Below are 11,648 nucleotides of genomic sequence, written 5' to 3'. Positions count from 1 at the left end.
GGGAGGGGACCGACACCGATGCGCCGCTGGAGACCTCGCGTACCGCGCCTTCCGCGCACCCGGAAGGGGCGGCGGCGGCTGATCCGGCTGGTCGTGGCCGGGTGCGTGCTGGTGCTGCTGCCGAGCGCGTGGATGCGGGTCGTGACGGACGACCGGCTGCGTACCGTCGCCGACGTGCCGCACACCCGGGTCGCGGTGGTCTTCGGCGCGGGGCTGTGGGACGGGGAGCCGTCGCCGTACCTCGCGCACCGGCTGGACGCGGCGGCCGGCCTGTACCGGGCGGGGCGGATCGAGGTGGTGCTGGTGACCGGGGACAACAGCCGCGAGGAGTACGACGAGCCGGACGCCATGCGCGCCTACCTGGTCCGCCACGGCGTGCCCGACCGGCGGATCGTCGGCGACCACGCGGGCTTCGACACCTGGGACTCGTGCGTCCGCGCCAAGAAGATCTTCGGGGTCGACCGTGCCGTGCTGATCAGCCAGGGCTTCCACATCCGGCGGGCGGTGGCGCTGTGCCAGGAGGCGGGGGTGGCGTCGTACGGCGTCGGGGTCGACGACCGGCACGACGCCACCTGGTACTACGGCGGCGCGCGGGAGGTCCTCGCGGCGGGCAAGGCGGCGCTGGACGCGGTCTTCGAACCGGACCCGCACTTCCTCGGGCCGAAGGAGCCGGGGGTGGAGCGGGCGCTCGCCGCCGCGCCGTGAGGCGGTCCTCACGCCGGTCCCGCCGCGGCGGGGAGGTCGCCGTCCCGGCGGCGTAACAGAGCGCCGCCCGGTCGCGTAACACGGAAGCCGCAGGCTGGGCGGCATGCAGAACACCGGCACGGACACCACCGCCGCGGCGCGCAGCGCCACGCCCGTCCCCACGCACTGCCCGTACTGCGCCCTGCAGTGCGGGATGAACCTGACGCCCGTCCGGGGCGGGACCGTCGAGGTGTCCGAGCGCGCGGACTTCCCGGTGAACCGGGGTGCGCTGTGCGGCAAGGGGCGTACGGCGCCGGAGGTGCTCGCGCCGGGGGCGCGGCTGACCTCGCCGCTGGTGCGGTCCGGGGACGGCGCGCTGGTCCCGGCCGGGTGGGACGAGGCGCTGGACCGGATCGCCGGGAACCTGGAGCGCACGCGGGCGCGGTACGGGGCGGACGCGCTCGGGGTGTTCGGCGGGGGCGGGCTGACCAACGAGAAGGCGTACGCGCTGGGGAAGTTCGCCCGGGTGGTGCTGGGCACCTCGCAGATCGACTACAACGGGCGGTTCTGCATGTCGTCGGCGGCGGCGGCCGGGACGCGGGCCTTCGGGCTCGACCGGGGGCTGCCGTTCCCGCTGGAGGACATCCCGAGGACCGGGTGCGTGATCCTCGTCGGATCGAACCCGGCGGAGACGATGCCGCCGTCCCTGCGCTACTTCACCGAGCTGCGGGAGAACGGCGGCACGCTGATCGTCGTCGACCCGCGCCGCACGAAGACCGCCGAGCAGGCCGACCTGCACCTCGCGCCCCGGCCGGGGACCGACCTCGCGCTCGCGCTGGGCATGCTGCACCTGGTCGTCGCCGAGGACCGGGTCGACGAGGCGTACGTCGAGGAGCGCACGTCCGGCTGGGAGGAGGCGCGGGCGGCGGCGATGGCGCACTGGCCGGAGTACGTGGAGCGCATCACCGGCGTACCGGTGCCCGAACTGCGGGAGGCGGTGCGGCTGTTCTGCGCGCCCGAGGCGGCGATGGTGCTGACCGCGCGCGGGCCGGAGCAGCAGGCCAAGGGCACGGACACGGTGGGTGCGTGGATCAACCTGTGCCTGGCGACCGGCCGGGCCGGGCGGCCCCGGTCCGGGTACGGCTGCCTGACCGGGCAGGGCAACGGGCAGGGCGGGCGGGAACACGGGCAGAAGGCCGACCAGTTGCCGGGCTACCGCAAGCTGACCGACCCGGCGGCGCGGCGGCACGTCGCCGAGGTGTGGGGCGTGGACCCCGACACGCTGCCGGGGCCGGGGCGCAGCGCGTACGAACTGCTGGACGCGCTGGGCACGGACGTCAGGTCGCTGCTGGTGATGGGCTCCAATCCGGTGGTGTCGGCGCCGCGTGCCGCGCACGTCGAGGGGCGGCTGCGGTCGCTGGACTTCCTCGCCGTGTGCGACGTGGTGCTCTCCGAGACGGCGGAACTCGCGGACGTCGTGCTGCCGGTGACGCAGTGGGCGGAGGAGACGGGGACCACGACCAGCCTGGAGGGGCGGGTGCTGCTGCGGCGGCGGGCGATCACGCCGCCGGAGGGGGTGCGCGGGGACCTGGAGGTGCTGCACGCCCTGGCCGGGCGGCTCGGTGTGGAGAAGGGGTTCCCGGTCGAGCCCGAGGAGGTCTTCGAGGAGCTGCGGCGGGCGAGCGCGGGCGGCCCGGCGGACTACTCCGGGATCGACTACCGGCGGCTGACCGAGGAGAACGGCGTGTTCTGGCCGTGCCCGGCGCCGGCGCACGACGCCACCCGGCCCGGCCCGGGCCTCTTGGCGCCCGCGCACCACGCCACGCCGCCCCACCCGGGCAGCCCGGCGACCGCGGACGACGCGCCCGTGCCCCATCCGGGCACCCCGCGCCTCTTCCTCGACCGCTTCGCCACCGACGACGGACGGGCCCGCTTCGTGCCCGTCACGCACCGGCCGAGTGCCGAGGAGCCGGACGAGGAGTACCCCGTGCTGCTGACCACGGGCCGGGTCGTGGCGCAGTACCAGTCCGGGGCCCAGACCCGGCGGGTGGCGGAGCTGAACGCCGCCGCGCCGGGCCCCTTCGTGGAGCTGCACCCGCGGCTGGCGGCGCGGCTGGGGGCGGCCGAGGGCGACCCGCTGGCGGTGGTGTCCCGGCGGGGGCGGGCGGTGGCACCGGCCCGCATCACCACCGGCATCCGGCCCGACACGGTGTTCATGCCCTTCCACTGGCCGGGCGAGGGCCGCGCCAACACCCTGACCAACCCGGCGCTCGACCCGACCTCGCGGATGCCGGAGTTCAAGGTGTGCGCGGTGCGGGTGGAGCCGGTGCGGTAGCCGTCACCCCGGCCGGTTCCCGCCCCGGACGCGGCGGTCGCGCGGCCTGAGCCGTACCTCCACCACCGGGGGGGGCGACCTGCCGCCCCTCACGGCCACCTCGGGTGCCGTCTCGGCGCAGGGGCGGCCCGGCTCCTCGTGGTGCGCGGTCCCGGCCCGGACGGGGCGGGGCCGGCCGCACGGACGGGTCCGGCCGCACGGGGCCGACCGGGCGGGGCCGCCGGCGCGGAGACGACCGCGCGGAGACGACCGCGCGGCGGGACGTCGTGCCGTCGGCCGCCGGGGTGCGGCGGGCCGTGGGCGGGGAACCGGCGTCGCGCGGTGTCCACGGAGGGTCATCCTCTCCCCCCATGACTCCCGTGATCTTCACGGGACGGCTATGGACATGACAGGCCAGGGACCTTGAACCTGAGTCGACGTCAGCGCCCCACCTCCACCCCCACGCGCCCCTCCACCCCCACACGCCCCGAAGGTGTCCGATGAGCCGAATACGGCACGTCAGAGGTTCCCGTCTCGCCATGGCCGGTACCGCCGCCACCACCGCGACCCTCCTGGTCGCCGCCCTCGCCCCCGGCGCCACGGCCGCCGACCGCCCGACCCGCGCCGCCGCCCTGGACCACGCCGCGGCGGCCCTGCTGGAGCACGCCGACGCGCTGGGCCTGACGGACGCGCAGGACACCGAGGTCCGCGACGTCGTCGTCGACGAGGACGGCACCCAGCACGTCCGCTACGACCGCACCTACCGCGGACTCCCCGTCCTGGGCGGTGACTTCGTCGTCCACCTCGCTCCCGACGGCGCCTTCCGCGACGCCGACCGCGCGACCGGGACGCTCATAACCCTGCCCGGCGTCACCCCGGAGCTGCCGGCCCCCGAGGCCGCCGACCTGGCCGCGAGCGCGCTGCGCGCCGCCAACCCGGGCGAGCTGCTGAAGCGGCTCACCACCGAGCCGGAGCTGGTCGTCGACGCCCTGCACGGCGCCCCGAAGCTGGCCTGGCGGACCGACGCGGCGGCGCTCGACTCCCTCGGCAACCCGGTCGCCCGCACCGTCCTGACCGACGCGGGCACGGGCGCGCGCATCGACGCCTGGGACACCGTCGAGTCGGCGTCCGGCGACGGGGCGTCGCTGTACGGGGGCACGGTGCCGCTGGAGACGACGCGGTCCGGGTCCTCGTACCGGCTCGAGGACGCGACGCGCGGCGGCACGTACACCGGCGACGCGGCCAACAAAACGGACCTGTGCATCCTCACCGTCTGCCTGGTGCGGGCGCCCGCGACGCTGTACACCGACGCCGACAACCACTGGGGCACGGGCGCCCCGGACGACCGCGCCTCGGCCGCGGTGGACGCGCAGTACGGCACGGACGCCACCTGGGACTACTACCGGGACGTCCACGGGCGCGACGGCATCGCGGGCGACGGCAAGGGCTCGTACAACCGCGTGCACTACGGCACCCGGTACAACAACGCCTTCTGGGACGACACCTGTTTCTGCATGACGTACGGGGACGGTGACGGGACGACCATGGGGCCGCTGGTCTCGCTGGACGTCGCCGGGCACGAGATGTCGCACGGGGTGACGTCGAAGACGGCGGCGCTGACGTACTCGGGGGAGTCCGGCGGCCTGAACGAGGCGACCTCCGACATCTTCGGCACGCTCGTGGAATGGCACGCGGACAACTCCGCCGACCCCGGGGACTACCTGATCGGCGAGAAGGTGGTGCGCGACGGCTTCGGCCGCGAGGCGCTGCGGTACATGGACAGGCCCAGCAGGGACGGCAGTTCGGCCGACTGCTGGGACACCTCGCTGGGCGACCTGGACGTCCACTACTCCTCCGGCGTCGCCAACCACTTCGCCTACCTGCTGGCCGAGGGCAGCGGCGCGCGGACCGTGGGCGGCGTGGCCTACTCCTCCCCCACCTGCGACGGCTCCACGGTCGCCGGGATCGGCCGGGACAAGCTCGGTGCCATCTGGTACCGGGCCCTGACGGTCCACATGACCTCGTCGACGGACTACGCGGGCGCCCGCACCGCCACCCTGGAAGCGGCCGGCGACCTGTACGGCACCGACAGCGCCGAGTACGCCGCGGTCGGCGCGGCCTGGAGCGCGGTGGACGTGGGCTGACGGCGGCCCCGGCCGGAGGCGGCCGGGCTCGCCTACGCTGGCGGAAGACCACCACGGTGCGGACCGCGGGCCCGGTCACGGCCCGCGGTCCGCCGCAGCGAGGGGACCTGAGCCGATGAGCCTGCGTCAGTTCGAGTACGCCCTGGCCGTCGCCGAGCAGGGCTCGGTCACGGCGGCGGCGGAGGCGCTGCGCGTCGCCCAGCCCTCGGTGTCCCAGCAGATCCGCGGTCTGGAGCGGGACCTCGGCGTGGAGCTGTTCTCCCGCACGCCGACCGGTCTCGTGCCCACCGTGGCCGGCCGGGCCTTCCTGCGGGAGGCGGAGGTCGCGGTGAACGCGGCGCGCCGGGCGCGGGCGACGGCGCGGGCCGGTGCCGGTGAGCTGACCGGCGAGCTGGTGGTCGCCGTGCAGATGGGCCTGGGCACGCGGCAGCTGCCGGGCGCCCTGAGCGCGCTGCGCCACCGCTTCCCGCGCCTGGAGGTCACCGTCTTCGAGGAACCGAACCCGACCGAGCTGGAACGGCTGGCCCGCGGGGGCGTGCTGGACCTCGCCCTCATGGCGGGGCCGTGCGAGGAGGGCCTGTACGACGGCCACCACCTCGGCGACGAGGAGTTCGTCGTGGTGCTGGCCGCCGGGCACCCGCTGCTCGCCGCGGACCGCGTCGGGCTGCGGGAGCTGGAGCGGGAGCCGTGGGTGCGGTTCGATCCCGCCAGCGCGCTCGACGGCGCACTGGTGGACGTCCTGCGGGACAACGGGCTCGCCCCGACCACGGTCGCCCGCGTCTCGCAGACGGCGACGGCGGTGCGCTGGGCCGCCCACGGCCTCGGAGTGACGTTCGTTCCGGCCTCCGCGGTGCCTCCCGGTCACGAGCACCTCGTGCGCCCGGTGTCCCCGGCCGTCTCCCAGCCCGTGGTGGCCGCCGTCCGGCCCGGCGCGGGCCCGGCCGAGACGGCTCTCCTTGAGTTCCTGCGCCAGGAGACCTGGTACAGGTCCGCTCAGAGCTGGGTGGCGCCGCCGTCCGCGACCAGCTCGGCACCGGTCGGGTAGGTGGCCTCGAAGGCGAGGAAAGCGGCGGCCCGGTCGGCCAGGGTGTCCAGGTCGGTCAGCGACGCCACGTCGCCCCGCACCGCCACCGCGTTCGCGCCGAGCCGCTCGCGGGCCGCGTCGAGCGTGGCCCGGGAACGCCCGGTGATCACCACGCGGGCCCCGCCGTCCACCGGAGTCCTCGCCGTCGCGAAATCGACGCCGCTGCCGCCGCCCGTGATCACGGCGGTCCTGCCGCTGTACGCACGCATCCCCGGGTACTCCCTTTCACTTACCACCGCCATTTCCTGTCCCCTGGCCGTATTCCGACCTCCCTGGCCGCATTTCTTCCGCTCGCCGCATTTCCGGCCTCCTCACCGTTCGAGAATTCCGAATTCCGCGCCATGCGTCGCGGACGTCATCCCCTGGGAAATTCCCCGCCGTCCACGACGAGGTTGGTCCCGGTCACCCAGCCCGCCCGGCCGGACACGAGGAACAGCACCGCCTCGGCCACGTCCTCGGGCCGGCCGTCGCGGCCCAGCGGCGGGGCGGCCACCGGCCCCGCCCCGGCGTCCAGGCCCGCCCAGTGCTCCCGGGTCTCCTCGCCGCCCGGGGTGGCGGTCCGGCCGGGGCTCACCGTGTTGACCCGCACACCCGAGGGCGCCAGCGCCGAGGCCAGCCCCCTGCTGTAGGTCTCCAGCGCCGCCTTGGCCGCCTGGTAGTGCAGGAACGGGGGCACCGGGGGGACGACCGCCGCCGACGAGACGTGCACGATCGCCCCCGAGCCGCGTCCCCGCATGCCCGGCGCCAGCAGCGCGTCGAGCCGGACCGCCGCGAGGAGGTTCAGGTCCAGCGCGTCCCGCCACTCGTCGTCGGGGATGGCCAGGCCGTCCCGGTGCGGCCGCGCCCCGCCCGCGTTGTGGACCAGGACGTCCACCCCGCCGAGCAGTTCCTGCGCGGCCGTGGCGAGCGCCTCCGCCCCGGCCCGGGTCCGTACGTCCGCCCGCACGAAGGCGGCACCGTCCGGCGCCGTGCCCGTGGCCGACCTGGCGGTGGTGATCACCTCGGCGCCGGCCTCCAGGAGCCGACGCACCACGGCCGCTCCGATTCCACGCGTGCCGCCCGTGACGAGGGCGCGCTTTCCCGCGAGTTCCCTGTTTCCCGACGCGTTTTCGTTCGTGGTCATTCCACTGGCCTTTCCGGAATCTCGTGACGACGCACTCACGGTAGATCCGGGAAATGACCGGAGGCAAAGACGGAATTGCAGCAGGAGCCATAGGAAGCCCCTATGCCTCACGAGCCGCCGTACGGCCGCCTCTCCTTCGCCTCCCGCAGGGCACGCCCCCACCACACCAGCTGGTCGAGCATCGTCCTGGCCGCCGCGTCCGGGCCGGACGGGTCCGTGAGCCTGCCCTCGTCGTCGAAGGCCGCGCCCGCGTTGTGGAAGGAGACGGTGTCCCGGACGGTGACGGCGTGCAGTTCGGCGAAGACCTGGCGCAGGTGCTCCGCGGCGCGCAGGCCGCCTGCCAGGCCGCCGTAGGAGACCAGGCCGACGGGCTTGGCCCGCCACTCGCCGAAGTGCCAGTCGATGACGTTCTTCAGCCCCGCCGGGAACGAGTGGTTGTACTCGGGGGTCAGCACGACGAACGCGTCCGCGCCCGCCAGTTTCGGGGTGGTCTCCGCCAGCGCGGCGGTCGCCTCCGGCGTCGGGGCGAAGGTCGTGGGCAGGTCGGTCGCGGCGACGTCCACCACCTCGGGGACGAGGTCGTCGCGGTCGTGGAGGTGGTCCAGGAGCCAGTCGGCGACGACGGTGCCGAAGCGGCCGTGGCGGTTGCTGCCGACGAGCAGGGTCACGCGCAGGGGCGCGGTCGTGGTGTCCATGCCGGAGACCCTGGTACCTCAATCTTGCTTGAGGTCAAGCCGGGCCGCCGCCGGGCCCGTTCGGACGCACCGTCACCCGTTCACACCCGCTCGGGGAGCGGGCCGGGCGCGGGGCCGATTTCCTCGGTAGGGCCGGGCCACCGAACAGCTCAAAGGAGCAGCACCGATGCGACGTACCGCCCGCCTGCTGACCGGTACCGCGCTCGCCGTCGCGGCCGTCGGTCTGACCACCGCGGTCCCGGTGTACGCCGAGGAAGCCGTCGCCACCGGTGGTCTGACGGTGTATCCGTCCTCGGTCGTGCCGGGTGAACAGGCCGTCGTGACGGCGGCGTGCGGGGCGGGCGGCGCGGCGGCGGGAGACGCGGGCGCGGTCGGCGCGGGCACGTTCCCGCTGGCGCCGGACACCGGCGACGGCGAGACGACCGGCCGCTTCGAGGTGCCGCCGAGCGCGCAGCCGGGGACGTACGAGATCGTCGCGACCTGTGCGGGCGACGAACGGCGGGTGACGGGTGACCTGGTGGTCACGCTGACGTCGGCCACCGGGCGGGTGTACCCCAGAGGAAGCGTGAAGACGGGGGTCGGCGGCGCTCTCGGCCCCGACCCCGTGCAGACCGCGGCCGGCGTGGCGGCTCTCGCCGTCGCCGCCGCGGGCGGTACCTGGCTCCTGCATCGCCGGGCGAGAGGCGACGGGATCTGACGGGCACCCTCCGCTGCCCGTCCGCCGGTACCGCACTTCCCCGCCCCCTCCGGGTCCGACGCCCCTCGCGGCCCGGAGGGGGCGGGGGGCCTTTCAGGACCCGAGGAAGAGGGACGTCATGCGCAGGGTCAAGGACACCGCGATAGCCGCGGTCACCGCGGTCGCTCTCGGCTCCGGGGCGTGGCTGCTGCTCGGCGGCGCCCGCACCGACGCCCCGCCCCAGCCGTCGGCCGCGCAGGCCCGCACCGCAGGCACCGACCGGGGTGCCGCGGCCCCCGCGATGCCGCCGTCCCCGCCCGACCGCGTCCGCATCCCCGCGATCGGCGTGGACGCCCCGCTGACGGGCCTGGGACTGACCGGGGCGGGCAGCCTGGACGTGCCGCCCGCGGACAGGAAGAACCTGGCCGGCTGGTACGAGGCCGGCACCACCCCCGGCGAGACGGGCACCGCGGTCGTGGCGGGCCACGTCGACAACGCCGAGGGCCCCGCCGTCTTCTACCGCCTCGGCGCCCTGGAGAAGGGCGCGGAGATCGAGGTCGACCGCCGGGACGGGGGCGTCGCGGTGTTCACGGTGGACGCGGTGGAGGTGTACGCCGCCGACGCCTTCCCCGACGAGAAGGTCTACGGCGCCGCCGACCGCCCCGAGCTGCGCGTCATCACCTGCGGCGGCCCCTACTCACGCGGTACCGGCTACCAGGGCAACGTGGTCGTCTTCGCTCACCTGACGGGCAGCCGCTGAGCCGGCCGGCACGTCGGCCCTCCCCCAGGCCCCGAGCGGCGCCGGCGCCTCGTCGAGGGCGACGCCCCGGGCGGTGAGCGAGTACTCGACACGCGGCGGCACCTCGTCGTACACCTCGCGGTGCACGATGCCGTCGGCCTCCGGCTCCCGCAGCAGCGCGGCGAGCACTTCTCGGTCACGCCGGGCAGCTCCCGGCGCAGTCTCCGGCCTCGCGATGCAGGTGGCCGGCGACCCGACCCTGCTGCGCACCGCCGAGGAACAGGGGGTGAGCGCCGAGCTGCCGGCGCCGTACACGGAGCTGCCGGGCGCCGGCTGGCCGAGGGGCACGGGGAGGAGGGGACGACCGGCGCGGTGGAGCTGCTGGACCTGCGGCGCGGGAAGGGGGCTCGTCCCGGAGGCGGGGGACGACGGCGACCCGCCGGTCCGGGAACCGCACGGCTTTCCCACGTCCGGGGCCGTTGCGACGGGGCGGTTCGGGGTATCCGGTGCTCGCACGTCGACTTCATGAGAGAACGGTGTCCAGTCATGGCCGAAACCCGGGACGTTGTCGAACTCATCCTCCGGGACCACCGGAAGATGGAGGACCTCTTCCGTCTGATGCGCAGCGTCGAGGCCGACCGCGCGGCCGCCCTGCGGGAGTTCGCCGACCTGCTGATCGCGCACGCGGAGGCCGAGGAGGCCAAGGTCTACCCGGCGCTCAAGCGGTACAAGAACATCGACGACGACGAGGTCGAGCACGGCGAGCACGAGCACGAGGAGGGCAACGAGGCGCTGCTCGCCCTCCTGGAGGTCGAGGAGGTCGGCTCCGAGGAGTGGGACTCGAAGCTGGAGGAGCTGGTGGAGGCCGTCACCCACCACGCCGACGAGGAGGAGCGCACCATCCTCAACGGGGCGCGCGAGAACGTCGCCGCCGAGCGGCGGGAGGAGCTGGGCGCGGCCTTCTGGGAGGAACGCGAGCGCCTGCTCAAGGACGGCTGCGGCGACATCGACAACGTGCGCCGCATCGTCCGGTCCTGATCCCGCCGCGAGCCGGTCCCCGGCGAGTCCGCGGTCCCCGGCGGATCCCCGGTCCCCGGCGCACTCCGGGGCCGGGCCCGCGGCCAGGGGGTGTCGTTTGGATCCTGCCGCGGTCGCCGACAGGGACCGCCGGCCGGAGCCGGCCGGAGCCGAACGACACCCCCTAGGCCACCCACTGTTCGTACGCCAGGTTCGCCACCAGGGCGAAGACCACCGTCAGCAGGACGACGCGGACGAATCCGCTGCCCTTCTTGAGGGCCGTGTGGGCGCCGAACATGCCGCCGGCCAGGTTGAAGACGGCCATCAGGACGGCCAGCTGCCACAGCACCGCGCCCTGCCAGGCGAAGGTGGCGAGGGCGCCCGCGTTGGTGCAGCAGTTGACGATCTTGGCGGTGGCCGACGCCGTCACCAGGTCCAGGTGGAGCAGGGCCGTGAGGGCCAGGACCAGGAAGGTGCCGGTGCCGGGGCCGACGAGGCCGTCGTAGAAGCCGATGCCGAGACCCGCGAGGCCGATCGCCGCGAGAACCCGGCGGCGGGTGGCCGGGCCGGTGGCCGGCGCGGTGCCGAAGGCGGGGCGCAGGATGACGAAGGCCGCGACCGCCAGGAGGACGACCATGATGACGGGCTTGAGGACCTCCGTGCTCATCCCCGCCGCGAAGAACGCCCCGCCCGACGATCCGGCCAGCGCCGCCAGACCGATGCGTACGGCGGTGCGCACGTCGACCGGGGCCTTGCGGGCGTAGGTCACCGCCGCGCCCGTGGTGCCGACGATGGCGACCGCCTTGTTGGTGCCCAGCGCGTGCGCGGCCGGGGTGCCGGAGGGCAGGCCGAGCAGCAGTGCGGGCAGGAGCAGCAGGCCGCCGCCGCCGACCACGGCGTCGATCCAGCCGGCCGCGAGCGCGGCGAGGCACAGCAGGACGACGGTGGTCAGCGATATGTCGGGCATGATCGTGACCCTAGGGACGGGATGGATGTGGCGTCCATCGAGATGAGGGACTTCTGAGCTTCGCGGCGGGGTGACGGCAGGTCCGCGGCGGGGTGACGGCAGGCCCGCGCCGGGACCGCGGCAGGCCCGCGCCGGGGTGACGGCAGGTCCGCGCCGGGGTGACGGCAGGCCCGCGCCGGGATCGCGGCAGGCGGGCGGCGCGGGC

10 protein-coding genes and 3 pseudogenes are annotated in these 11,648 nt (G+C 75.2%); 8 read left to right on the top strand and 5 right to left on the bottom strand.

Annotated features, from left to right (window positions below; translation table 11 throughout):
* The first annotated feature begins 18 nt into the window (after positions 1-18).
* From EV562_RS07410 to EV562_RS07395, 4 genes are all read left to right on the top strand, one after another.
* Complete coding sequence (locus tag EV562_RS07410) at positions 19-705, top strand: ElyC/SanA/YdcF family protein (RefSeq protein WP_133885839.1); 687 nt, start codon at positions 19-21, stop codon at positions 703-705.
* Between the two features lie 103 nt (positions 706-808).
* Positions 809-3,019 (top strand): molybdopterin oxidoreductase family protein, encoded by a 2,211-nt coding sequence (locus EV562_RS07405; RefSeq protein WP_133885838.1) that lies wholly within the window; start codon positions 809-811, stop codon positions 3,017-3,019.
* 479 nt (positions 3,020-3,498) lie between these two features.
* A complete protein-coding gene (locus tag EV562_RS07400; protein WP_133885837.1) occupies positions 3,499-5,142 on the top strand; it encodes a M4 family metallopeptidase in 1,644 nt (547 codons plus the stop codon).
* 115 nt (positions 5,143-5,257) lie between these two features.
* Positions 5,258-6,187, top strand: a complete 930-nt coding sequence (locus EV562_RS07395; RefSeq protein ID WP_133885836.1) for a LysR family transcriptional regulator — start codon at positions 5,258-5,260, stop codon at positions 6,185-6,187.
* A 29-nt stretch (positions 6,188-6,216) separates the two neighbouring features.
* On the opposite strand, the pseudogene EV562_RS07390 reads toward EV562_RS07395, so the two are convergent.
* The 3 genes and pseudogenes from EV562_RS07390 to EV562_RS07380 all read right to left on the bottom strand — a co-directional run.
* A pseudogene (locus tag EV562_RS07390) lies at positions 6,217-6,435 on the bottom strand (SDR family NAD(P)-dependent oxidoreductase); the annotation flags it as partial.
* Positions 6,436-6,581: 146 nt separating this feature from the next.
* The gene (locus EV562_RS07385; RefSeq protein WP_133885835.1) at positions 6,582-7,349 is read right to left on the bottom strand and encodes an SDR family oxidoreductase; all 768 of its coding nucleotides are present in this window, start codon (positions 7,347-7,349) and stop codon (positions 6,582-6,584) included.
* A 107-nt stretch (positions 7,350-7,456) separates the two neighbouring features.
* Positions 7,457-8,044 (bottom strand): NAD(P)H-dependent oxidoreductase, encoded by a 588-nt coding sequence (locus EV562_RS07380; protein ID WP_133885834.1) that lies wholly within the window; start codon positions 8,042-8,044, stop codon positions 7,457-7,459.
* 166 nt (positions 8,045-8,210) lie between these two features.
* On the opposite strand from EV562_RS07380, the gene EV562_RS07375 reads away from it, so the two are divergent.
* Both EV562_RS07375 and EV562_RS07370 read left to right on the top strand, forming a co-directional pair.
* The gene (locus EV562_RS07375) at positions 8,211-8,741 is read left to right on the top strand and encodes a hypothetical protein (protein WP_133885833.1); all 531 of its coding nucleotides are present in this window, start codon (positions 8,211-8,213) and stop codon (positions 8,739-8,741) included.
* Between the two features lie 118 nt (positions 8,742-8,859).
* The gene (locus EV562_RS07370) at positions 8,860-9,480 is read left to right on the top strand and encodes a class F sortase (RefSeq protein ID WP_133885832.1); all 621 of its coding nucleotides are present in this window, start codon (positions 8,860-8,862) and stop codon (positions 9,478-9,480) included.
* Here the strand turns inward: EV562_RS07370 and EV562_RS35850 are convergent.
* Positions 9,418-9,680 (bottom strand): annotated as a pseudogene (locus EV562_RS35850) (winged helix-turn-helix transcriptional regulator); the annotation flags it as partial. The gene EV562_RS07370 and the pseudogene EV562_RS35850 overlap by 63 nt on opposite strands.
* Here EV562_RS35850 and EV562_RS35445 point away from each other — a divergent pair.
* Positions 9,674-9,852 (top strand): annotated as a pseudogene (locus EV562_RS35445) (NAD(P)-dependent oxidoreductase); the annotation flags it as partial. The pseudogenes EV562_RS35850 and EV562_RS35445 overlap by 7 nt on opposite strands.
* Before the next feature lie 153 nt (positions 9,853-10,005).
* Complete coding sequence (locus EV562_RS07360) at positions 10,006-10,497, top strand: hemerythrin domain-containing protein (RefSeq protein WP_133885831.1); 492 nt, start codon at positions 10,006-10,008, stop codon at positions 10,495-10,497.
* 163 nt (positions 10,498-10,660) lie between these two features.
* Here EV562_RS07360 and EV562_RS07355 read toward each other — a convergent pair whose 3' ends face one another.
* A complete protein-coding gene (locus EV562_RS07355; protein ID WP_133885830.1) occupies positions 10,661-11,443 on the bottom strand; it encodes a TSUP family transporter in 783 nt (260 codons plus the stop codon).
* Between the last annotated feature and the right edge of the window lie 205 nt (positions 11,444-11,648).

This window comes from Streptomyces sp. BK208 (assembly GCF_004364245.1).
GTDB lineage: Bacteria > Actinomycetota > Actinomycetes > Streptomycetales > Streptomycetaceae > Streptomyces.
The sequence above is the reverse complement of the archived record's forward strand: the minus strand, read 5'-3'. Positions and strand labels throughout refer to the sequence as shown.

Coding starts and splice junctions, on each gene's coding strand:
- EV562_RS07410 (WP_133885839.1), top strand. CDS start 19: ATGCGCCGCTGGAGACCTCGCGTACCGCGCCTTCCGCGCACCCGGAAG.
- EV562_RS07405 (WP_133885838.1), top strand. CDS start 809: ATGCAGAACACCGGCACGGACACCACCGCCGCGGCGCGCAGCGCCACG.
- EV562_RS07400 (WP_133885837.1), top strand. CDS start 3,499: ATGAGCCGAATACGGCACGTCAGAGGTTCCCGTCTCGCCATGGCCGGT.
- EV562_RS07395 (WP_133885836.1), top strand. CDS start 5,258: ATGAGCCTGCGTCAGTTCGAGTACGCCCTGGCCGTCGCCGAGCAGGGC.
- EV562_RS07385 (WP_133885835.1), bottom strand. CDS start 7,349: ATGACCACGAACGAAAACGCGTCGGGAAACAGGGAACTCGCGGGAAAG.
- EV562_RS07380 (WP_133885834.1), bottom strand. CDS start 8,044: ATGGACACCACGACCGCGCCCCTGCGCGTGACCCTGCTCGTCGGCAGC.
- EV562_RS07375 (WP_133885833.1), top strand. CDS start 8,211: ATGCGACGTACCGCCCGCCTGCTGACCGGTACCGCGCTCGCCGTCGCG.
- EV562_RS07370 (WP_133885832.1), top strand. CDS start 8,860: ATGCGCAGGGTCAAGGACACCGCGATAGCCGCGGTCACCGCGGTCGCT.
- EV562_RS07360 (WP_133885831.1), top strand. CDS start 10,006: ATGGCCGAAACCCGGGACGTTGTCGAACTCATCCTCCGGGACCACCGG.
- EV562_RS07355 (WP_133885830.1), bottom strand. CDS start 11,443: ATGCCCGACATATCGCTGACCACCGTCGTCCTGCTGTGCCTCGCCGCG.